Annotated in this window: 18 protein-coding genes and 1 riboswitch; of the genes, 7 read left to right on the top strand and 11 right to left on the bottom strand. The window is 69.1% G+C overall.

The window, feature by feature from the left end:
* Nucleotides 1-45: 45 nt before the first annotated feature.
* From IEX05_RS00925 to IEX05_RS00905, 5 genes are all read right to left on the bottom strand, one after another.
* Nucleotides 46-597 (bottom strand): PH domain-containing protein, encoded by a 552-nt coding sequence (locus IEX05_RS00925; protein WP_188699500.1) that lies wholly within the window; start codon nucleotides 595-597, stop codon nucleotides 46-48.
* Between the two features lie 71 nt (nucleotides 598-668).
* The gene (locus IEX05_RS00920; RefSeq protein ID WP_188699498.1) at nucleotides 669-2333 is read right to left on the bottom strand and encodes a dipeptide ABC transporter ATP-binding protein; all 1665 of its coding nucleotides are present in this window, start codon (nucleotides 2331-2333) and stop codon (nucleotides 669-671) included.
* The gene (locus IEX05_RS00915) at nucleotides 2330-3271 is read right to left on the bottom strand and encodes an ABC transporter permease (RefSeq protein WP_188699495.1); all 942 of its coding nucleotides are present in this window, start codon (nucleotides 3269-3271) and stop codon (nucleotides 2330-2332) included. The genes IEX05_RS00920 and IEX05_RS00915 overlap by 4 nt, the downstream gene beginning before the upstream one ends.
* Nucleotides 3261-4190: an ABC transporter permease gene (locus IEX05_RS00910; protein WP_188699494.1), complete on the bottom strand. Its 930-nt coding sequence runs from the start codon at nucleotides 4188-4190 to the stop codon at nucleotides 3261-3263. The genes IEX05_RS00915 and IEX05_RS00910 overlap by 11 nt, the downstream gene beginning before the upstream one ends.
* A 92-nt stretch (nucleotides 4191-4282) precedes the next feature.
* The gene (locus IEX05_RS00905) at nucleotides 4283-5920 is read right to left on the bottom strand and encodes an ABC transporter substrate-binding protein (RefSeq protein ID WP_229661047.1); all 1638 of its coding nucleotides are present in this window, start codon (nucleotides 5918-5920) and stop codon (nucleotides 4283-4285) included.
* 221 nt (nucleotides 5921-6141) lie between these two features.
* Here IEX05_RS00905 and IEX05_RS00900 point away from each other — a divergent pair, with 221 nt between their 5' ends.
* Complete coding sequence (locus IEX05_RS00900; RefSeq protein ID WP_229661046.1) at nucleotides 6142-6888, top strand: CPBP family intramembrane glutamic endopeptidase; 747 nt, start codon at nucleotides 6142-6144, stop codon at nucleotides 6886-6888.
* A 60-nt stretch (nucleotides 6889-6948) separates the two neighbouring features.
* Here the strand turns inward: IEX05_RS00900 and IEX05_RS00895 are convergent, their stop codons facing one another.
* The 3 genes from IEX05_RS00895 to thiD all read right to left on the bottom strand — a co-directional run bounded on the left by IEX05_RS00895 (nucleotide 6949) and on the right by thiD (nucleotide 10058).
* Nucleotides 6949-7368, bottom strand: coding sequence for an NUDIX hydrolase (locus IEX05_RS00895; RefSeq protein ID WP_188699492.1), 420 nt, complete (start codon nucleotides 7366-7368; stop codon nucleotides 6949-6951).
* A complete protein-coding gene (locus IEX05_RS00890; RefSeq protein ID WP_188699490.1) occupies nucleotides 7365-7838 on the bottom strand; it encodes an NUDIX hydrolase in 474 nt (157 codons plus the stop codon). The genes IEX05_RS00895 and IEX05_RS00890 overlap by 4 nt, the downstream gene beginning before the upstream one ends.
* 81 nt (nucleotides 7839-7919) lie before the next feature.
* A complete protein-coding gene (gene thiD / locus IEX05_RS00885) occupies nucleotides 7920-10058 on the bottom strand; it encodes a bifunctional hydroxymethylpyrimidine kinase/phosphomethylpyrimidine kinase (protein WP_188699488.1) in 2139 nt (712 codons plus the stop codon).
* Nucleotides 10047-10141: riboswitch (TPP riboswitch) on the bottom strand. Its footprint overlaps the gene before it by 12 nt.
* A 90-nt stretch (nucleotides 10142-10231) precedes the next feature.
* Here thiD and nadA point away from each other — a divergent pair.
* The 5 genes from nadA to IEX05_RS00860 are packed head-to-tail and all read left to right on the top strand — an operon-like array spanning nucleotide 10232 to nucleotide 15750.
* Complete coding sequence (nadA, locus tag IEX05_RS00880) at nucleotides 10232-11521, top strand: quinolinate synthase NadA (RefSeq protein WP_188699487.1); 1290 nt, start codon at nucleotides 10232-10234, stop codon at nucleotides 11519-11521.
* Nucleotides 11518-13032 (top strand): L-aspartate oxidase, encoded by a 1515-nt coding sequence (nadB, locus tag IEX05_RS00875; protein WP_188699485.1) that lies wholly within the window; start codon nucleotides 11518-11520, stop codon nucleotides 13030-13032. The genes nadA and nadB overlap by 4 nt, the downstream gene beginning before the upstream one ends.
* Before the next feature lie 38 nt (nucleotides 13033-13070).
* Complete coding sequence (nadC, locus tag IEX05_RS00870; protein WP_188699483.1) at nucleotides 13071-13916, top strand: carboxylating nicotinate-nucleotide diphosphorylase; 846 nt, start codon at nucleotides 13071-13073, stop codon at nucleotides 13914-13916.
* Nucleotides 13913-15070: a cysteine desulfurase family protein gene (locus IEX05_RS00865; RefSeq protein WP_188699853.1), complete on the top strand. Its 1158-nt coding sequence runs from the start codon at nucleotides 13913-13915 to the stop codon at nucleotides 15068-15070. The genes nadC and IEX05_RS00865 overlap by 4 nt, the downstream gene beginning before the upstream one ends.
* Nucleotides 15067-15750 carry an NUDIX hydrolase gene (locus IEX05_RS00860; RefSeq protein ID WP_268237851.1) on the top strand — a complete coding sequence of 228 codons (684 nt, stop codon included), beginning with the start codon at nucleotides 15067-15069 and terminating at the stop codon, nucleotides 15748-15750. The genes IEX05_RS00865 and IEX05_RS00860 overlap by 4 nt, the downstream gene beginning before the upstream one ends.
* Nucleotides 15751-15872: 122 nt before the next feature.
* On the opposite strand, the gene IEX05_RS00855 is transcribed toward IEX05_RS00860, so the two are convergent.
* Nucleotides 15873-17723 carry an ABC transporter ATP-binding protein gene (locus IEX05_RS00855; RefSeq protein WP_188699852.1) on the bottom strand — a complete coding sequence of 617 codons (1851 nt, stop codon included), beginning with the start codon at nucleotides 17721-17723 and terminating at the stop codon, nucleotides 15873-15875.
* A 198-nt stretch (nucleotides 17724-17921) separates the two neighbouring features.
* Between IEX05_RS00855 and IEX05_RS00850 the strand changes: the two genes are divergently transcribed.
* Nucleotides 17922-19340 (top strand): DHA2 family efflux MFS transporter permease subunit, encoded by a 1419-nt coding sequence (locus IEX05_RS00850; protein ID WP_188699851.1) that lies wholly within the window; start codon nucleotides 17922-17924, stop codon nucleotides 19338-19340.
* Here the strand turns inward: IEX05_RS00850 and IEX05_RS00845 are convergent.
* Both IEX05_RS00845 and IEX05_RS00840 read right to left on the bottom strand, forming a co-directional pair.
* Nucleotides 19334-20398, bottom strand: coding sequence for a pseudouridine synthase (locus tag IEX05_RS00845; protein ID WP_188699482.1), 1065 nt, complete (start codon nucleotides 20396-20398; stop codon nucleotides 19334-19336). The two genes, IEX05_RS00850 and IEX05_RS00845, sit on opposite strands and share 7 nt — an antisense overlap.
* Before the next feature lie 48 nt (nucleotides 20399-20446).
* Complete coding sequence (locus IEX05_RS00840) at nucleotides 20447-21481, bottom strand: YihY/virulence factor BrkB family protein (protein ID WP_188699479.1); 1035 nt, start codon at nucleotides 21479-21481, stop codon at nucleotides 20447-20449.
* Nucleotides 21482-21496 lie beyond the last annotated feature (15 nt).

Here is a 21496-nt window from a genome sequence, read left to right as displayed (position 1 = left end):
AGCAGTCGATCTTATCGTGTCCACTTGACCGTGCGCTGAGCGGTCCTACGGCAGCACGAACCCACCGGTCTGGATGAGCGAGAAGGCGATCCAGACGATGATGACGGCGAGCGCGATGAGCGCCGGCATGTCCCAGGTGCGGTGCACGCGGCCGGACCGAGCGCTCGAGTTCGCGTGCAGGCGCTGCAGCGCCTCGGCCTCCTGCTCGGCGGGATCCTCCGCGGAGCGGCGCTTGAGGGACTTGTGCAGCCGGCGCGAGGATCCGCCCCACGCGGTGACCTTGGCACCCGTGCGCAGCTGGAATTCGATGTTGTAGCGCAGGCGTACGGTCTCGACGGTCGACCACGGCAGCTCGATGACGCGCAGCACGTTGACGACGCGGGCGCCGTCGTCATCGGCGACGATGCGCGGGGAGACCTGGAAGATCCACACGAGCCAGCACACGCCGATGAGCCAGGGTGCGACGAGGAATGCATCCCACACGCCGCCCCGGATCGCCATGTCGACCAGTAGGTAGCCACAGACCACGACGGCGACGCCGAACCACACCCAGCCGAGGGTGGAACGGAAGACGTATTTATCGGAGCTCGATGGCATAGCGATCAGCCTATAGACCGAAACCGGGCGCCCCCGCAAAGCGGAGAGCGCCCGGTTTCGGGACACGCGCGTCAGGCCGCGCCGAGCTTCAGGTCCTTGCCGGGGATCGCGTTCAGGAGGCGCTGCGTGTACTCCTGCTCCGGGCTGGCGAACACGCGGTCGACCGTGCCCTGCTCGACGATGCGCCCCTTCTCCATCACCGCGACCAGGTCGGCCGCCACGCGCACGACGGCGAGGTCGTGCGTGATGAAGAGGTAGGTCAGGTCGAGCTCAGACTGCAGGTCGTTCAGCAGCGTCAGGATCTGATCCTGCACGAGGACGTCGAGGGCCGAGACCGCCTCGTCGAGGACGATGATCGACGGCTTGAGCGCCAGGGCACGCGCCATGGCGATGCGCTGACGCTGACCGCCCGACAGCTCGTTCGGGTAGCGCTCCGCGAGCGACGTCGGGAGCGCAACCTGCTCGAGCAGCTCGTGCACCCGAGCGCGGCGCGAGGCCGCGTCTCCCACGCCGTGGATCTTCAGGGGCTCCGCGATCAGTGCACCGAGCGAGCGCATCGGGTCGAGCGAGCCGTACGGATCCTGGAACACCGGCTGCATGCGGCTGCGGAGGTCGAAGACCTCCTTCCGCGACATCGACGTGGTCTCGCGACCCTCGATGAACACGGATCCGCTCGTCGCCTTCTCGAGCTGCAGCACCATCTTCGCGACGGTCGACTTACCGGATCCCGATTCGCCCACGAGCGCGAGTGTCTTGCCCTTCGGGATCTGGAATGAGACACCGTCGACGGCGCGGAACGGCGTCGAACGCAGGCCCCCGCCCCGGATCTGGTATTCCTTCACGAGGTCGACGACCTCGACGACGGGCTTCTGCTCGAGCAGCACGCTCGTCTGCTCGGTGGAACCCGACTCGACGACGCGCGCTTGGATCCGCTTCGAGGCGAGGCTCGGGGCGGCGGCCACGAGGCGCTTCGTGTAGGGGTGCTGCGGGTTCTCGAGGATCTCGCGGCTGGGGCCGGACTCGACGATCTCACCACGGCTCATCACGATGACCCGGTCGGCGCGCTCGGCGGCGAGACCCAGGTCGTGCGTGATGAAGAGCACGCTCGTGCCCTTGTCGCGCGTGAGGCTCGCCAGGTGATCGAGGATCACGCGCTGAACCGTGACGTCGAGGGCGCTCGTCGGCTCGTCGGCGATCAGCAGCTTGGGATCGGCGGCGAGGCCGATGCCGATCAGCGCGCGCTGGCGCATCCCGCCCGAGAACTGGTGCGGGAACTGGTGCATGCGGCGCTCGGCGTCGGCGAGGCCCGCGTTCTGCAGCACCTCGACGGCCATCCTGTGCACGTCGCGGCGGTTCGAGGCGAGACCGTTGGCCTTGATCGTCTCCTTCACCTGGAAGCCGACCGACCACACCGGGTTCAGGTTCGACATCGGATCCTGCGGCACGTAGCCGATCTCGCGCCCGCGGAGGCGCTCCATGTCGGCGCGCTTCATGGACGTCAGCTCGCGGCCGTCGAGGGTGACGGATCCGCCCGTGACCTGTCCCGTTCCGGGCAGCAGGTCGATCACGGCGGTCGCCGTGGTCGACTTGCCGGATCCGGATTCGCCGACGATCGCGACGGTCTCGCCCGGATACACGTCGAAGCTGACGCCGTGGACGACCTCGCGCTGCTTCTTGCCCTTGCCGAACGAGATCTTCAGATCGCGCACGGAGAGCAGGGTCTTCTCGTTGCTCAACGCAGTGCCCTCGCCTTCGGGTCCAGGGCGTCGCGCAGAACTTCGCCCAGCATGATAAACGCCAGCACCGTCAACGTCAGGGCCAGCGAGGGCCAGATCAGCGACATCGGCGCCGTGCGGATGACCGACTGCGCCTGGCTGATGTCGGCGCCCCACGAGATCGTGCCGCCGCCCAGTCCGACACCGAGGAACGACAGAACCGACTCGGCCACGATGTTGTTGCCGAGGCTGAGCGTCGCCACGACGATGAGCGGCGCGATCGAGTTCGGCAGGACGTGCACGAGCAGGGTCTTGAAGCGGCCCATACCGAGCGCCGTCGACGCCATGACGAAGTCGGCCTGCTTGACGCGGAGCACCTCGGCGCGCACGATGCGCGCGATGCTCGCCCAGCTGAAGCCGCCGATCGCGAACGCGAGCACCAGCACGGTGCGCTCGTCCTTCGGCACGACCGTCATCACGACGATGGCCGCGATGATGTAGGGAATCGTGAAGAAGATGTCGCCCAGGCGCGAGAGGAGCGCGTCGATCCAGCCGCCGAAGAATCCGGCGAGCGCGCCCATCACGAGGCCGATCACGGTCCCGATCACGGTCGCCAGAAGCCCGACGACGACGGAGGTCCGCGAACCCCACGCGATGCGCGACCAGATGTCGCAACCCTGCTTGTCGAAGCCGAGGGGGTGACCGGGGGCAGGGCCCTCGTTGCTGTTGAGCAGCTGGCACGCGCCGCCGAGAGGCGACACGTTCGTGAACAGCTGCGGCACGATGGCCATCACGACGATGACGAGCGCGACGACGGACGCGACCCAGAAGAGCGGACGGCGGCGCATGTCGCGCCACGCGTCGAGCCACAGGTTGCTGCGCTTCGCGTCGATCGCGAGCCGGTCGACGACGAGCTCGTCGCCCTGCACGGGCGCGACGAAGTGTTCGTTACGAGACATAGCGGATCCTCGGGTCGAGCAGACCGTACAGCAGGTCGATCAGCAGGTTGATGATCACGTACAGCACGACGAACACCGTGACGAACGACACGATCGTCGGCGCCTCGTGCTTGACGATCGCGAGGTAGAGGGTGTTTCCCACGCCGGGGATGTTGAAGATCGCCTCGGTCACCGTGGCGCCGACCATGAGGACGCCGAAGGTCGTGCCGAGGTCGGTCACCATCGGGATGAGCGAGTTGCGCAGCACGTGCACGGGGATGACGCGGCGGCGCGGGAGGCCCTTGCCGTAGGCGGTGCGCACCCAGTCCTGGCCGAGCGTCTCGATCGTCGACGAGCGCGTCAGGCGCATGCTCGTGGCGTAGATGCTGAAGGCGAGCGTGATGGCGGGCAGGATCAGCCCCAGCCATCCGTTGTCCGCGCCCACCGTGGGGCTGGCCCAGCCGAGCTTCACGCCGATGAAGTACTGCGCGAAGAAGCCGACGACGAAGACGGGGATGGCGACGAAGATCAGCGAGATGATCAGCATCGTGTGGTCGAACCAGGTGTTCTTGAAGAACGCCGACAGGCCACCGATGACGATCGCGAGCACGAAGGCCATGAGAACGGCCTCGACCGCCAGCCGCAACGTCACCGGGAAGGTGTCGGCGAGCACGTCGATGACCTCTCGACCTGCGAAGGTCGTGCCGAAGTCGAGGCGGAAGATGCCGCCGAGATAGTGCAGGTACTGCACGATGAACGGCTGATCCAGCAGGTACTCGGCGCGAATCTGGTCGAGCAGCGCGTCCGGCGGCCGCTTGTCACCGAAAAGCGCCGCGATCGGGTCGCCCGGCATGGCGAAAACCATGAAGTAGATCAGCAGGGTCGCCCCGAGGAACACGGGGATCACTTGCAGGATCCTCTTGAGGATGTAATACAGCACCCTCGAGCCTCCTTAGATGAATATCGGGGTCCAACACGCTGCGAGGCGGTGGCGCTGTGCCACCGCCTCGCATCATCGGTTGGGCGGAGAGATCACTCCCAGGGGCTGATCTCGTTGGCCTGCTCCCAGAGTTCCTTGGCCTTCTCCGGGTTGTACTCCAGGACCTCGTCGCCCTCGAGCTCGTCGGTCCAGCCGTCGAGCGCGGGCGAGGTGAAGTCGGTGGCGGGCTGGCGCGTGCCGAAGAAGATCTTCTCGGTGATCGCCTCGCGGTCGATGGCCATCGAGATGGCCTGACGACGCAGCGTGCCCTCCTCGTCGGGTCCGAAGTGCTCGACGTACTCGCCGATGGCCAGGGTCTGGTTGAGCGCGCCGGGCTGGTTCACCGAGCGGTCGCCGAGCTCTTCCTCGTAGGTCTCGTATGCGAGGTCGGGCAGCGTGTCGAGCACGTCGAGGTTGTTCGCCAGGAGGTCGTTGTACGCGGCCTCGAAGCCCGAGTAGAACTTGAAGATCAGGCCCTCGGACTGCGCCTCGCTGGGGCCGTTGTAGTCCTCGTTCTTGACGAGCGAGATCTGCACGTCGTGCTCCCAGGCGCCTTCCTTCTCGAACTTGAAGGGGCCGTTGCCGATCGGGTTCTCGCCGAAGGCGTCCATGTCCTCGAACGCGACCTGCGGCAGCGGGTAGTACGCCGAGTAGCCGAGGCGCTGCGCGAAGTCGGAGGCCGGCTTGTTCAGCGTCACCTGGAAGGTGTGGTCATCGATCTTCTTCAGACCCGAGAGGCCCTCGTCCGGCGCACCGTACTGCTCCTCCGTGTTGACGAAGCCCTCGATGTCCTGGAAGAAGTACGTCGACTTCTGGGCGTTCGACGCGATGGCGCCGTAATTCCAGGCGTCGATGAAGCTGTCCGAGGTGACGGGCTCGCCATTGGTGAAGGTGAGGCCGTCGCGGATCTTGATCGTGACCTGCGTCGGCGAGTCCTGAGTGATCGACTCGGCGACGTCGTTCTCGATCGAGCCGTCGGCGTTGTAGCTCACGAGACCGGCGAAGATCGTGTCGAGCACGCGGCCGCCGCCGACCTCGTCGGTGCGGCTCGGGAGGATCGGGTTCTGCGGCTCGGTGCCGTTAGCCGTGACGGGGCCGCCCCCGGGCTTGGTGATCTCGTCGAAGAGCGGGACGGAGTCCCAGCCGAACTCGACGTTCTCGACGTTCTCGCTCCAGCCGCCCACGGCGTTCTGGTACCACAGCGGGATGACCGGAAGGTCGCGCAGCAGCACCTCCTGCGCCTGGTTGAACAGCTCGGCGGCCTTGTCCGGGTCGGCCTCGCTGATGCCCTCGGCGACGAGGGTGTCGAACTCCTCCGACGAGTAGCCCGAGTCGTTCGACTCGGCACCGGTCGTGTAGAGCGAGCCGAGGAAGTTGTAGAGGCCGGGGTAGTCGCCCTGCCAGCCCGCGCGGAACGCGCCGGGGATCTTCTCGGCGTCGCGGTCATCGAGGTAGCTGGCGAAGTCGGGGTACATGTCCGCCTCGACGGGGATGCCGATCGCGCCCGAGATCGAGTTGGCGACCGCGTTGATCCAGCCTTCGTGGCCGCCGTCGGCGTTCGACGAGATCTTCAGCGCGGGGCCCGAGACCTGCGCGGTTTCGCCGTCGTCGGCCGGACCGCAGCCCGTGAGGGCGATGCCGGCGAGACCGAGGACAGCGACACCGGTCAGTGCGTGGGTGTTGCGTTTCACTGTTACTCCTTGAGAAAGAGACGGGTGCATCCGAACATCGGGGTCGACGTCGCAGACTGCCACGCGACTATATGCGCTCGAGAGGAAACCACCAAAGTTCGATGCCACCAGACTGCTCAGGAAGTACTCAGAAATCGCTGTGCGCTGCGCATTGTGCTCAAGGTTACGCTCGCTTCCTGCGTTCCAGGTGGAAATAACATCGCTGTGGCACGCTGACGTGCGTGACTACCTCCGCCCCATCCCGCGCGCGCCTCCTCTGGGAGGTCGGCATCGTTCTCGCGCTGTCGATCGGCCAGTCCGCGGTGTATTCGATCGTGTCCTTCGTGCGGTCGCTGATGACGGCGCCGTTGTCGCAGCAGGCCACCGCGCTCAACCCCTCGCGCGCCGACCAGGCGCTGTGGGATGCCGTGTACCGGGTGCTCGATATCGCGTTCGATCTCGCCCTCGTCGCGCTCGTGCTGTACTTGCTGTGGGAGCCGTCGCGTCGCGCATTCGACCGCATCGGCCTCACCTTCTCGCGTTTCGGACGCGACCTCGGCACGGCCATTGCGCTCCTCGCCGCCATCGGGATCCCGGGTCTCGCGCTCTATGCGATCAGCCGCTTGGCGGGCCTGACCCTCCAGGTGCAGGCGTCCGAACTCGACGCCGCCTGGTGGACGATCCCCCTCCTGCTCTTCTCGGCCCTGCGCGCAGGGCTCCTCGAGGAGGTGATCCTCAACGGATACCTCATCGAAAAGCTCACCTCGATCTGGAGGCCGTGGCAGGTGCTCCTCGCAGTCGCCGCTCTGCGCGGCCTCTACCACCTGTACCAGGGGCCCGCGATGGCGCTCGGAAACATGGTGATGGGCGTCGTGTTCGGCTGGGTATACCTGAAGTGGCGCCGCGTCATGCCGCTCGTCATCGCCCACACGCTGATCGACATCATCGCCTTCGTGGGGTACCCGCTCGCCGCGCCCTACCTGCCCTGAGCCCGTCGGACCCCGCGCCGTCACGTGTGGTTCGGATCGGCGACGAGGAGGCGTGCCCGCTCAGTGCTCGAGTTCGCGCAGCGCGGGCACGATGTGGTGCGTCATCAACGGCGCGAGATTCGCGGCCATAGGCGCATCCGGATCCACCCAGCGGATCTCTTCGATCTCCGCCGCGGGCGCCGTCACCTCGACGGGCGGGTGGGTGAAGACGGTGCCGACCACGGTGTAGCCGCCCTCGTTCGCGGCCGGCGCCTCGTAGACGCCGAGCAGCCGCATGGCATCGGGATCGAGCTCCACGCGGAGTTCCTCGCGGATCTCGCGCACCGCGGTGTCGAGCGGCCCCTCCCCCGGATCCGGCTTGCCGCCCGGCTGCATGAACATGCTCGTGCCGCGCTTGCGGACCGTGAGGATCCAGCCGGTCTCGGGGTGGCGCAGCACGACCGCGCTGACGTGGATCCGCCTGTTCTCGTGATCGATCATCGCTCGAACCGTGCCGTTCCGTCGTATTCCAGTGCCGTGCGGATCCGCTCGGGCATCTCGCCGGCGAGGCCCGCGTCGTCCAGCTCGTCGATCGGGCACCACCATGCGCGCACGTTCTCGCCGTCGGCCGGGTGCGGATCCCCGCTCACCCAGCGACAGCGGAGCACGATGTCCATGAACTGCGCGCGGTCGCCGTTGATGAAGGTCTGGGGCGGCAGCGAGTGCACCCAGACGAGCGCCTCGGCCTCCGCGACGATCCCCGCCTCCTCGAGGATCTCCCGCTCGGCGGCGACGGCGGGCTGCTCACCCGGATCCACGATTCCCGTGACGGGCGTGATCCGCCCGTTGTCGGCGCGCTCGACGAGCAGGACCGCATCATCCTTCACGACGATCGCCGTCACCCCCGTGAGCCACAGCAATTCGCGCCCGATCTTCTCGCGCAACCGAAGGATGAAATCAGGGGTAGCCATGCGCTCGAGCCTACTTGCCGGCACCGTTCCGCCGTCTCCACGCGTCGTCCGCGACGCGCGGAGACGTGCGGAAGCGCCGAGCTATGCCTGGGCGAAGAAGGCGCGCTCGTGGCGGGAGGAGAGCACGAATGCCTGACGCATGCGGGCGAGCGTCGCGTCGTCGGCGCGGCGCGCCGCGCGCTGGACGAGGGCGATCGCCTGCTGCGTCGATTCCGTGAACTCCGGCGAACCGTAGGTGGACAGCCAGTCGCCGAAGGGGTGCCCATCGTGGTTCTTCGCCGCAAGCGTCAGGCCGACCTGCTCATAGATCCAGAAGCACGGCAGCAACGCCGCGACCAGCACGGCATGCTCGCCGCTCGAGCGATCCAGGTGCGCGAGGTAGCGCGCCGTCTCACGCGATGCCGGCACCCGCTCCCCCGCGCCGCGCGAACGATGCAGTTCCATTTCCGTCGCGATCGCCGCCTCGGCCGATGCACGCCAGAAGGCCTTCTCCGCGGGATCGGTCGAGAGCTCCCCCGCGCGCGCCAGCAGCTCGGAATACGCGAAGAGATACACCGAGTCCTGCGCGATGTAGGTCTCGAAGCGCGCGGCGTCGAGCGTCCCCTCTCCGAGGCTCTTCACGAAGTCGTCGCCGTGGATGCCGTCGACGATGGGGACGATGTCGCCCCACCACGCATCGAGTTCGGCATCGCGCCGCGGGGCGACGAGCCCGGCCCGCGCAGAATAGGAGTGGTCGAGAGGCCCGTTGCCCTGCCCCACGTCGAGGCCATCCGCCGCGAGGATCGCGCCGTGGATCCACTCGTGCGCGAGCCGCGCCGACCACGCCCAGGCGTCCGTGTCCGGCTCGCCCGCCACGGGATCCGCGGCCTCGCGCGCATAGATCGTCGCGAGCGCCGACGAGAGCGAGCAACCGGTGCCGTGCGTGTTCGCCGTATCGATACGAGGACTCTCGAACGACGCGACGACGCCCGCGGCCGAGACGAGCGCATCGGGTGCCGTGTCGCCCTCGAGGTGGCCGCCCTTGGCGAGCACGAGCACGCCGTGCCGCGCGGCGAGCGTGCGCGCCTGCTCGAGCGCCGCCTCCCACGAGCCCGCGACCTCCCCCGAGACGAGCGCGGCGAGCTCGGACAGGTTCGGGGTGATGACATCGGCGAGCGCGATGAGGGCGTCGAGCGCGCGCGACGCGTCCGCGTCCAGCAGGCGGTCACCGCTCGTGGCGATCATGACCGGGTCGAGCACCACGGCGGGCCGGGAGGCGAGCCCGGCGATCCATGACGCGACGGCCTCGATGACGGAGGCGTTTGCAAGCATGCCGATCTTGACCGCGTCGATCCGCACGTCCTCCGAGAGCGCCTCGAGCTGATCCCGCAGGAAGGCCACCGGCGGCACATGCACGCCGGTGACTCCGCGGGTGTTCTGCGCCGTGAGCGCCGTGACGGCCGCCATGCCGTAGCCGCCCGTCGCCTGGATCGACTTCAAATCGGCCTGGATCCCCGCGCCGCCGGACGGGTCGGATCCGGCAATCGAGAGCACGTTCGGGGTGCGTCCGCGATCCCACTCCTCGCGGAGCGCGCGGGCGGCCGCGCGCGGATCCGCCGCCGCGCAGATCGCGCGAACGACCGCGAGACCCGCCGCTCCCGCCGCGCGCGCATCGCGGGCGTCGCCCGGGCCCACCCCGCCGATCGCGACGCACGGCAGGTCGCCTGCCAGAGCGATCGCGTGTGCGAGGCCATCCCAGCCGAGCGGCTCCGGGGCGTCGGGCTTCGTGGGGGTGGCGCGCACGGCCCCGACTCCGAGGTAATCGACGACGCCGGGAGGAAGAGCCGCGGCCTCGGCGAGGTGCTCGGGCGCCGCGGCGCTCAGGCCCAGCACGGCGTGCACGCCGATGCGCTCGCGCACGGCCTCGGCTCCGCCATCGCTCTGTCCGATGTGCACGCCGTGCACGGCGGCGCCCGCCTCGCGCGCCGCGAGATAGACGTCGACGCGATCGTTGACGAGCAGCGTCGCTCGGCCGTCGAGCCGATCGGCGACCGCCGTGACGATGCGGAGTAGCTCGGCGTCCCCCAGTTGCTTGCCGCGGATCTGCACGGTCGTCGCGCCGCCGGCAACGGCCTCGTCGATGATCCGGACGACGTCACCCGCGCCGATCGTCGCCATGTCGGCGACCAGATAGGTGCGCAGATCGATCGGGTGGACAGGCTTCAGTGCAGTGTCGAACATCGACATCCCTCCGCTCGCATGAACGAGATCAGGTTCTTCGGGTGTGTTCTCAGTCCCCGGTGGGGACACCCCGTGTCTTCTCGATCGAGACTAGCGGATTTACTTATGGTCGTACTGACCTTTAGATGGTGTAGTCTTCTGGTCACTTCAACCTTAACCGCCGGAGGAGAGTCATGCCCGCCACACGGATCACCCTCGAACGCGACCCGTCCGTCGCCCGCGCGATCGCCGCGGATCCGTCCGGCGCCTGCGAGACCGACCTCGCCTCGGCGCCGTGGACCTTCGACGATGTTCCGGGCTACGGCCCCGGTTCCTCCTCGTCCGACCCGTTCCCTGTGCTCTCCCCCGCGCAGGGCGAGATCCCCGCGGAGTACCGCGATGCGGGCGACGACGAACTCCACGGGCGGATCCGCGCCGCCCGCGAGACCCTCGGCGAGCGCGTCGTCGTTCTCGGACACTTCTACCAGCGCGACGAGATCGTGCAGCACGCCGATTACGTCGGAGATTCCTTCCAGCTCGCCCGCGCCGCCACCGAGCACCCGAACGCCGAGGCGATCGTGTTCTGCGGTGTGCACTTCATGGCCGAGACGGCCGACCTGCTCTCGGGCGCCGGGCAGAACGTGATCCTCCCCAACCTCGGCGCCGGGTGCTCAATGGCCGACATGGCATCGATCGACGAGGTCGAGGAGTGCTGGGAGCAATTGGAGGATGTCCTCGGCCCGCTCGACGAGCCCGACGAGGACGGCCTCGTACCCGTCGTTCCGGTGACCTACATGAACTCCTCCGCCGCGATCAAGGGCTTCGTGGGTCGCCACGGCGGCATCGTGTGCACCTCGTCGAACGCCCGCACGGTGCTCGAGTGGGCGTTCGCCCGGGGGCGCCGCGTGCTGTTCTTCCCCGACCAGCACCTGGGCCGAAACACCGCGAAGGCGATGGGCGTGCCGCTCGAGCAGATGCCGATGTGGAACCCGCGGCGCCCGCTCGGCGGATCCGCGCCGGCGGATCTCCAAGGATCCCGCGTGATCCTCTGGCACGGGTTCTGCTCGGTGCACCGCCGCTTCACGGTCGAGCAGATCGCGCAGGCCCGTTCCGAGCACCCGGGCGTGCGCGTGATCGTGCACCCCGAGTGCCCCATGGCGGTCGTCGACGCCGCCGACGAATCCGGATCCACCGACGTGATCCGCCGCGCGATCGAGGGCGCCACGGAGCCCACGACCTTCGCCATCGGCACCGAGATCAACCTCGTGCAGCGCCTGGCCGCCCAGCACCCGCAGCACACGATCTTCTGCCTCGACCCGGTTGTGTGCCCGTGCTCGACGATGTACCGAATCCACCCCGCCTATCTCGCGTGGGTGCTGGAGGAGCTCGTCGCGGGGCGCACCGTGAACCGCATCACCGTCTCGCCCGACGTCGCGGGCCCCGCGCGCGTCGCCCTCGACCGCATGCTGGCGGCGACGCCGTGAATCGCGTCCTCGTCATCGGCAGCGGCATCGCCGGCTTGACGGCGGCGCTCGCGGCGCGGGCGGCCGGGGCCGAGGCGACGATCGTCACGAAGGCCCGCATCACCGATGCGAACACGACGCACGCGCAGGGCGGGATCGCGGGGGTCGTCTTTCCCGATGACGCCCACGCCGACCACGAGACCGACACGATGCGGGCCGCGGCGGGGCTCGCGGATCCGGCCGCGGTGCGCGCGCTCGTCACCGGCGGCACGGAGGCGATCGCGTGGCTGATCGACTGCGGCGTGCGCTTCGACCGCGACGGAGCCGGGCGCCTCGAGCGCGGCCTCGAGGGAGCGCACTCGTATCCGCGGATCCTCCACGCCGGCGGCGATGCGACCGGCGCGGAGATCCAGCGCGCGCTCGTCGCGGCCGTGCGAGCGGCAGGAATCGAGGTGCGCGAACACACGATGCTGACGGACCTCGTGCTCGCGAACGACTCCGCGCGCGTCGCCGGCGCGCGCTTGCTCGGCCCGACGGGCGAGGTGCGCGCGGAACGGGCGGACGCGGTGATCCTCGCGACGGGCGGTGCCGGGCGGGTGTTCGCCCGCACCACGAACCCCGCCGTTGCGACGGGCGACGGAATCGCGGCGGCGATCCGCGCGGGCGCCGAGGTCGCGGGGCTGGAATTCGTGCAGTTCCACCCGACCGTGTTGGCCGCGGGCGAGCCGTTCCTCGTCTCGGAGGCGGTGCGCGGCGAGGGCGCGGTGCTGCTCGACGAGACCGGCAGGCGATTCTGCGTCGACGCGCATCCGGATGCCGAGCTGGCGCCGCGCGATGTCGTCGCCCGTGCGATCGACGAGGTGATGGCGCGGCAGGGCGGCCGCCCCGTCATGCTCGACGCCACCGGACTCGGATCCACGCTCCGCACCCGCTTCCCCACGATCGACCGCGCCGTGCGGGAACGCGGGCTCGACTGGGTGCGCGAGCCCATCCCCGTCGCCCCCGCGGCGCACTACCTGATGGGCGGAGTCGTCACCGACCTGGACGGACGCACGACCATCACGGGGCTCTACGCCGCCGGCGAGGTCGCGCACACGGGCGTCCACGGGGCGAATCGACTGGCATCCAACTCGCTCCTCGAGGGCGCCGTCTTCGGTGCACGCGCCGGTGAAAGCGCGGCACTCACCCCCGCACCGCCGTACACAACGACGCAAGAATTTCCGGCAGAGGAACCAGAAACCGGTGTCCGGCCGAACTCATACCAAAATCTGCGTCGTCATGTACGCGGGGAGTTGCCCGAGCTGATGTGGCGCGAGGCGGGGCTCAGGCGCACCGAGGCCGGCCTCGCCCGTGCCGCAGGCCGTATCGATGGGTGGATCCGGGACCTGCCCGAGACGGCGGATGCCGTCGGCATCGAAACACGGAACCTGCTGATCGTGTCGCGCGAGATCGTGCGCGCGGCCCGCGCCCGCACCGAATCCGTCGGCGCCCACCACCGCTCGGACGCCACCCCGGCCCGCGTCGCCGCCTAAGACGTTCGCCGACGACCACACCCCTCAGGAGACCTCCCATGCTGACCCAGGCCGCCATCGACCGCGTCGTGCGGTTCGCCCTCGACGAGGACGCCCCCTGGGGCGACCTCACGAGCGAGACCCTGATCCCCGCGACCGCGACCGCCACGGCCGAGCTCGTCGCGCGCGAGGCCGGTGTCTTCAGCGGGGGTCGCGTGTTCGCCACCGCCTTCGCCGCAACGGATCAGACGATCCGCGTCGACTTCCTCTCCGAAGACGGATCCCGCTTCGCGCCCGGCGACCGGCTCGCCCGGGTGACGGGACCGGCCCGCGCGGTGCTCACCGCAGAGCGCGTCGCGCTGAACCTCACGCAGCGGATGACCGGTGTGTCGACCCTGACCGACCGCTACGTTGCGGCGGTGCGCGGCACGCACGCACGCATCGCCGACACGCGCAAGACCACCCCGGGGCTGCGCGCCCTCGAGCGGCACGCGGTCGTCGCGGGCGGCGGGCATAATCACCGCTTCTCGCTCTCCGATGCCGTGATGGCGAAGGACAACCACCTGGCGCTCGTCGGCGACGACCTCACGGGTGCGCTCCGTGATGCGCGGGCGCGGCTCCCCCACACCGTGCACATCGAGGTCGAGGTCGATCGCCTCGATCAGATAGCGGCCGTTCTGGCGGCGGACGTCGACACGATCATGCTCGACAATTTCTCCCTCCCGGACCTGCGCGAAGGTGTGCGGATGATCGCGGGACGCGCCGTCGTGGAGGCGTCGGGCGGCGTCAGCCTCGACACCGTGGCCGACATCGCCTCGACGGGGGTCGACGTCATCTCGGTGGGCGCGCTCACCCACGGCGCCCGGGCCATCGATCTCGGCCTCGACATCGCGCTGGATGCCTGATGTACCTCGACCACGCGGCGAGCGCCCCCGTTCGGCGCGAGGTGCTCGTCGCCATGACGCCCCATCTGACGAGCGAGTTCGGTAACCCGTCGAGCGTGCACGGTGCGGGCGAGCGCGCGCGCGCCGCGCTGGATGATGCCCGGCGCCGCGTCGCTCGTGTCGTCGGGGCGCGGACGCACGACGTGGTCTTCACATCGGGCGGCACCGAGGCGAACAACCTCGGCATCAAGGGCATCGCGGTGGCGGCGGCGCTCGCGCGCGGCGCCCGGCACGTCGTCACGAGCGCCATCGAGCACTCGAGCGTGCTCGGCTCGGCGCGCGCGCTCGAGCGGATCCACGGGTTCTCGTCGACGGTGCTGCCCGTCGACTGCCACGGTCTCGTCGACCCGGACCGCGTCGACGCAGCCATCCGCGACGACACCGCGCTCGTCGCGGTCGGGTACGCCAATAACGAGGTCGGGACGGTTCAGCCCATTCTCGACATCGAGCGCGTCTGCGAGCGCAGGGGCGTTCCCCTCCATATCGATGCCGTGCAGGCCGCCGGGTGGCTTCCGCTCTCGTTCCCGAGGAGCTCGCTCGCGGTCTCCGGGCACAAGATCGGCACGCCGAAGGGTACGGGGGCGCTCATCGCGCCCGCGCGCATCCCGCTCGAACCGCTCTTCCACGGCGGGGGTCAGGAGCGCGGGCGCCGAGCCGGCACCGAATCGGTCGCCGGTGCCGTCGCGCTCGCGACCGCGCTCGAACTCGCGGAAGCGGAGCGGGCCTCGGCCGCGCGGCACGTCGAGCGGATCCGCGACGAGTTCGTCGCGCGGGTGCTCGCCCTCGTGCCCGGCGCCGTTCTCACGGGGCATCCATCGCGCCGCCTGCCGCACATCGCCAGTTTCACGATCGCGGGCGCGAACGGCGAGACGGTGCTCACGGATCTCGAGCGGCGCGGCGTCCTCGCGTCGAGCGGATCCGCGTGCTCCTCCGCGAGCGAGGACGCCTCTCACGTTCTCCTCGCGCTCGGCATCGACGACGATCTGGCCCGGACCGCGATTCGCTTCTCCCTCGCGGCGAACGGAACGGAGCTCTCCTCCGTCGCGTCGGCTCTCGCGGACGCCGTCGCATCTCACCGGGGTCGGAGCACCGACTCGGTAGGGTCTTCTCTGTGACAGCCGCCACGAATGATGTCCGTATCGCCGTCTCCACCGCCATCTTCTCGGTGCGCGCGTCGGACGACGGCGACCAGCTGATGATCCCCCTCGTTCGACGCACCCGCGAACCGTTCCTCGGAATGTGGGCGCTGCCGGGCGGGTGGCTGGGCGGCACGGAGGGGCTGGAGCAGGCGGCGGGGCGCACCCTGGCCGAGACGACCGCTCTTGCGCCGAGCTGGCTCGAGCAGCTGTACACCTTCGGCGATCCCGATCGCTCGCCGGACGCGCGCGTCGTGTCGGTCGTGTACTGGGCGCTCCTGCGCAGCGACCTCGTCGAGGCTCAGCGAGCGGCCGAGGGCGCACCCGAGAACGTCGAATGGTTCCCGGTCGAGGCGCTGCCCGAACTCGCGTTCGACCATCGCCGCATCATCGAGTACGCCGTCTGGCGCCTGCGCAACAAGGCCGGGTACAGCCGCATCGCCGCCGCGCTCCTTCCGGATGACTTCACGCTCGCCGAACTGCGCGGCGTCTACGAGACCGTGCTCGGCAAGCGCCTGGATCCGTCGAACTTCCGCCGCCTGCTCGAGGGCTCGGAGGCGCTGATCCCCACCGAGGAGTTCCGCACGGGTCCGCACCGGCCGGCGCGCCTCTTCCAGTACAACGCCGACGTCGACCTCGCCGAGCTCGGTCCGATCTAGGCCCGCCTTCCCGCGCCGCCGGCCCGCGAGATCGCACCGTTTCCGCGAGATCGCACCGAGATCGGTGCGGCTTCGGCACATCGATGAGATCTCGCGGGGTGGGGTGGGCCGCGGTAGCGCGCTCAGGCCTGCTGCTCCGCGGCGAGCGAGGCGTAGAGGCCGCCGCGCGTCAGCAGCTCCTCGTGGGTTCCGCTCTCGACGATGCGGCCCTTGTCCAGGACATTGATGACGTCGGCCCCCGCGATCGTCGACAGGCGGTGCGCGACCGTGATGGTCGTGCGGCCCTCGGCCGCCGACTCGAGCGCCTCCTGAACCACGCGCTCGCTGACCGTGTCGAGCGCGCTCGTCGCCTCATCGAGCAGGAGCACGGGCGGATCCTTCAGGAGCACGCGCGCAATCGCGATCCGCTGCTTCTCGCCGCCCGAGAGCCGATAGCCGCGCTCCCCGACGACCGTGTCATAGCCGCCGTCGAAGCTCATGATGCGCTCGTGGATGTTCGCGCCCCGGCACGCGCGCTCGATCTCGTCGTCGGTGGCGTCCGGCTTCGCGTAGCGGAGGTTCTCGCGGATCGTCGCGTGGAAGAGATACGTCTCCTGGGTCACGATGCCGATTTGAGCGATGATCGACGCGCCCTGTAGCTCGCGCACGTCGTGGCCCGAGAACAGCACCGTTCCGGACTCGGCCTCGTACATGCGCGGCGTGAGGTACAGGATCGTCGTCTTTCCGGCGCCGCTCGGACCGACGAAGGCGACGTGCTGGCCGGGCTCCGCGACGAAGGAGACCCCGTCGAGGGTCGGCGCCGCCTCGGCAGCCACGTTGGGATAACGGAAGCGCACGTCGCGGAACTCGATGCGCCCCTGGGGGCCCTGCGCCTCGGCCACCGGGATCGCGTCCTCGCGGTCGACGATCGCGGGCTTCAGGTCGAGGTACTCGAAGATGCGGGCGAACAGGGCCTGCGAGGTCTGGATGTCGAGCGCCACCCGCATGAGGCTCACGAGCGGCATCGACACGCGCGCCTGCACCGTCGTGAAGGCGACGATCGTCCCGGCGGTGATCGCGCCGTCGGATCCGCCGATGAGGAATCCCGCGGCGAGATAGATCACGGCCGGGACGGAGCTCATCAGCACGCTCACGATCGCGAAGAAACCCTGCCCGCTCATCGTCTGCCGCACCTGAAGGCGAATCTGGTTGGCGTTCTCCTCGGCGTACCGCGCCGACTCCGTGCGCTGGCGATTGAACGACTTCGACAGAAGGATCCCCGAGACGCTCAGCGTCTCCTGCGTGATCGAGGTGAGCTCCGAGAGCGACTGCTGCGTCTGGCTGGCGATCCGCGCGCGCACCTGCCCGACGCGGCGCTGAACGATGACGAGCACGGGGGTCATGATCAGCGAGATGATCGTCAGGCGCCAGTCGATCAGGATCATCGCAACGATCGAGGCAATGACCGTGACGGCGCTGCCGAGGATGCTCGTCACGGTGCTCGTCAGGACGCCGGAGACGCCGCCGACGTCGTTCTGCAGGCGCGACTGGATCACGCCCGTCTTCGTGCGGGTGAAGAAGGCGAGCTCCATGTTCTGGAGGTGGTCGAACATCCGCACGCGGAGGTCTCCGGCGACCCTGTTGCCGACGCTCGAGGTCAACCAGGTCTGGATGACCTGAACGACGGCGGCCGCCACGTAGAGCCCGATCATGAGGGCGACGAGCCAGGCGAGGAGACGCATGTCGACGCCGCCCGACGGCGGGAACAGCGCCTCATCGAAGACCTTTTGGATCACGAGCGGCGGGATCGCGCCGAGGGCCGCACCGAGCACGACGAGGAGTGCCGTGACGGCGACGCGTTTCCGGTAGGGGCGGAACAGCTCCAGCACCCTCTTCCCCAGATCGGGGACCTTCGGTGCCTGCGCGTTCATCTCGCGCAGGGCGCGCTCGTCGACCGCTCGCATTCCGCGCCCACCGCCCATCGGCCGTCCCATGCTCATTCGAGAAGCTTAGAACGGGAATAACCGCTCACCGGCGGCCGTTAGAATGATGCGTCCGCCTACGGGGGCTTCTTCTCGCGAGCCCTGGCCCGAGGCGGCTCATCCCTTCTTCTGCCTGGAGCACTTCACGTGACGACAGATACCGGTTCAACGCGCGTCCCCGCGCACAACGACGTCATCGACCCCGCGGGCATGCGGGTCATCTGGCTGCTTCTCATCGCGGCGTTCGTCGCGATCCTCAACGAGACCACGATGGGCATCGCGATCCCCGTGCTCAACGAGACCCTCGGCATCCCCGAGGAGCAGGGTCAATGGTTCACGAGCGCGTTCATGCTCACGATGGCCGTCGTCATCCCGACGACCGGCTTCCTCCTCCAGCGCTTCACGACGCGGCAGATCTTCCTCGCGGCGATCTCGGCATTCACGCTCGGCACGCTCATCTGCCTCGTGGCCCCCGGTTTCACGACGCTGCTGCTCGGCCGCATCGTTCAGGCGGGCGGCACCGGCATTATGATGCCGCTGCTGATGACGACGATGATGAACGTCGTGCCCGCGCACTCGCGCGGCCGCATGATGGGCCGCGTCGGCCTCGTCATCTCCCTCGCGCCCGCGATCGGCCCGACGCTGTCGGGCTTCGTCATCGAACACTTCGGTTGGCGCACGATCTTCGCGATCGTCCTGCCCTTCGCCATCGTCGCGCTGCTCGTCGGTCTGAAGTGGATGACGAACCTCGGCGAGACCACCCACGCGCCGATCGACGTGCTGTCGATCATCCTCAGCGCGATCGGATTCGGCGGCATCGTGTTCGGGCTGAGCCAGCTCAGCGGCGGCGAGGGCGCGTCGGCGGGTCTCGGCTCGCTGTCGATCGTCATCCTCGTTGCGGGCGTCGTCGCGCTCGCGCTGTTCGTGTGGCGGCAGCTGTCGCTGCAGAAGAAGGACGACGCGCTGCTCGACATGCGCGTGTTCCAGTCGAAAAACTACACGATCGCCGTCATCATCATGGGCGTGATCGCCTTCGCGATGTTCGGCACGCTCACGATGCTGCCGCTGGTTCTGCAGACCGTGATCGGGCTCGAGCCCACCGCGACGGGCCTCGTTCTGCTGCCCGGAGCCGTTCTGATGGGTGTTCTCGGCCCCATCATGGGCCGGATCTACGACTCGTTCGGTCCGAAGGTTCTGCTGATCCCTGGCACGATCCTGGTGACCGCGGCGCTCCTGGTGTTCTCGTTCATCTCACCGGACACGCCCGTTCTCGTGATCACCGCGACCCAGATCATGATGTCGGTGGGACTCGCGAGCTCCTTCACGCCGCTGTTCTCGTCGTCGCTCGGGTCGCTTCAGCGCTACCTCTACTCGCACGGGTCGGCCGCGCTCAACACGGTCCAGCAGGTCGCCGGAGGCGCCGGAACGGCGCTCCTCATCGGGATCTACTCGGCGACGCTCCACGCCGGCACGGCCGATGGGGTGTCCGCGTCGATCGCCGGTGCGAACGGCGCCAACCTCGCGTTCCTGATCGGCGCCGCCGTCGCGGCCGTCACGGTCGTGTTGTCCTTCTTCATCGTGAAGCCGGCCGACGACCAGGAGGGCGCCCCGGCGCCCATGGGTCACTGATCGCGCGCTGCGGACGGGGTCGCCTCCGGGCGGCCCCGTTCGTCGTTCTCGAACGACATGCGGGACGCGAAACGCCGCGGCTGTCCGGTCAACGGATCCGTGAACTCGAGCGCCGTCGCGATCAGCCGCAGGGGGTTCGAGAAGTCGTAGGGATCCGGTTCGAGGTCGCGCGGATACACCGGGTCGCCGAGGAGCGGCATGCCGAGACCGTTCATGTGCACGCGCAGCTGATGGGTCTTGCCGGTGTGCGGGACGAGCTCGAACTCGCCCACCCCGTCGCGCGCCGCGAGCAGCCTGATGGTCGTGTGTGCGTTGGGCTCGCCGTCGACCTCGCGGACCGCGCGCTCGCCCGAGACCTTGCGCAGGCGACTCCACCGCTCGCGCGGGCGGCCGTCCTCCAGGCCCAGGGGCAGCGGATCCCCGTCCCGCCAGCGGTCGGGGAGGTGGGCGAGAGCGCGGTAGGTCTTGCGGATCCGCTTCTCCTGGAAGAGCTTCTGATATGCGCCCCGGGTGGCGGGACGTCGCGAGAGCGCGAGCAGACCGCCGGTGACGCGGTCGAGGCGGTGGATCGCGACGATGTCGTCTTCGCCGCGCTCGACGCGGAGCCGCGTCATCACGCACTCGCGCACGAATGAACCGTTCGGGGTGGATGCGAGGAAGTGCGGCTTGTCGACCACGATCAGCTCCTCGTCCTCGTGCACGACACGGATCTCGAAGGGGATCCGCGCTTCCGGAGGAAAGGGCTTGTGGAAGGCGTAGAAGCCCCCGGGAATGACGGGGTCGCTCAGCGAGACCCTCCGGCGATGCTGGTCGGTGAGTTCGCCGGGGCCGACGAACTGTTCCGCCGTGATCTCCGCGAGAGCCTCCTCGCTCGACGACAGACGCGGGATGACGACCCGTTCGAGCCACTCCCCGACCGTCGCAGGAACCGGCTCGTGCTGAGCCGCGTGGGTTTGGGAACCGCCGGGCGCACGGAGCTTCGCCGCGGTGATCCCCTCGCGGGGCGGAAGGAGCGGTGCGGCGACAGGGCGCCTCTCGCGCGCGAAGTCCGTCGTCATGCGTCCAGTATCGCCCGCCGTCCTGCGCGAGCGCCGGGCGACGCCGCGTCAGTCGCTGCGTCCGCCGGTGGCACGGAGGCGCCGAGCCTGCTGCACCTCTTCGGCCTCCTTCAGCGCGTCCTTTCGGATCTTCGTGTCGTCGCGCGGCGGGAGCTGGATCCGCTGCTCGGCGGCGAGACCGCCCTGCAGTTCTCGCCCGCGTTCGAGTTCGGCGTCGAACTCGGCGCCCGCCAGGAGCGCCATGTTGGCGATCCAGAGCCACAGGAGGAACACGATCACCCCGGCGAGGGAGCCGTATGTGCGCTCGTAGCGGGAGAAGTTCGCGACGTAGAAGCCGAATCCCACCGTCGCCAGGGCGAGAACGACGATCGCGAGGATCGCGCCGGCGCTGATCCAGCGGAACTTCGGCTGTTTGGCGTTCGGGGTGAAGTAGTACAGCAGCGCGACCACGACCACCACGATGATCGCCAGCACGGGCCATTTCGCGATCGACCACACCGTTACGGCGATCTCGCCCGCCCCGATGGCGCTCCCGATCGCCTGCGCGACCGGGCCCGAGACGATGAGGATCACGAGGGCGGCCGCGAGCAGCACGATCACGCCGAGCGTGATCGCGAGCTGCGCCGGCTTGAGTTTCCACACCGGCCGCCCCTCGTCGATCTCCCACACGCGGTTCAGCGCCCGCGCGAACGCCCCCACGTATCCGGAGGCCGACCATACCGCCACCACGAGACCGCTGATGAGGGCGAAGCCGGCCAGTTGAGAGCTCGCGAGCTCCTCGATGGGCGCGCGAAGGGTGTCGGCCATGCCGCCCGGCGCGGCCTCATCGACGATCCCGAGCACGGCGTCGGCCGCTTCCTCGCCCTGGCCGATCACCCCGAGAAGCGAGAAGACGGCGATGAGCGCGGGAAACAGGGCGAGCACCGAATAATAGGTCAGCCCGGCGGCAAGGTTGGGGCACTCGTCGCGCACGAACTCGCGCACGCTTCTCTTCAGGACGTACTTCCACGAGGGTCGCCGGATCTCCCGCAACGCGTCGGGTTTAGCCGAGTGCTCGCTCGTCGATGCTTTCTGCGCTTCCATCTTCCTACCCTTCGT

This window comes from Microbacterium nanhaiense (genome assembly GCF_014646015.1).
GTDB lineage: Bacteria > Actinomycetota > Actinomycetes > Actinomycetales > Microbacteriaceae > Microbacterium > Microbacterium nanhaiense.
The sequence above is the reverse complement of the archived record's forward strand: the minus strand, read 5'-3'. Positions and strand labels throughout refer to the sequence as shown.

Coding starts and splice junctions, on each gene's coding strand:
- IEX05_RS00890 (WP_188699490.1), bottom strand. CDS start 7,838: ATGGCTACCCCTGATTTCATCCTTCGGTTGCGCGAGAAGATCGGGCGC.
- IEX05_RS00855 (WP_188699852.1), bottom strand. CDS start 17,723: ATGGGACGGCCGATGGGCGGTGGGCGCGGAATGCGAGCGGTCGACGAG.
- IEX05_RS00915 (WP_188699495.1), bottom strand. CDS start 3,271: ATGTCTCGTAACGAACACTTCGTCGCGCCCGTGCAGGGCGACGAGCTC.
- IEX05_RS00925 (WP_188699500.1), bottom strand. CDS start 597: ATGCCATCGAGCTCCGATAAATACGTCTTCCGTTCCACCCTCGGCTGG.
- IEX05_RS00845 (WP_188699482.1), bottom strand. CDS start 20,398: ATGACGACGGACTTCGCGCGCGAGAGGCGCCCTGTCGCCGCACCGCTC.
- thiD (WP_188699488.1), bottom strand. CDS start 10,058: ATGTTCGACACTGCACTGAAGCCTGTCCACCCGATCGATCTGCGCACC.
- nadC (WP_188699483.1), top strand. CDS start 13,071: ATGCTGACCCAGGCCGCCATCGACCGCGTCGTGCGGTTCGCCCTCGAC.
- IEX05_RS00895 (WP_188699492.1), bottom strand. CDS start 7,368: ATGATCGATCACGAGAACAGGCGGATCCACGTCAGCGCGGTCGTGCTG.
- IEX05_RS00850 (WP_188699851.1), top strand. CDS start 17,922: ATGCGGGTCATCTGGCTGCTTCTCATCGCGGCGTTCGTCGCGATCCTC.
- IEX05_RS00840 (WP_188699479.1), bottom strand. CDS start 21,481: ATGGAAGCGCAGAAAGCATCGACGAGCGAGCACTCGGCTAAACCCGAC.
- nadA (WP_188699487.1), top strand. CDS start 10,232: ATGCCCGCCACACGGATCACCCTCGAACGCGACCCGTCCGTCGCCCGC.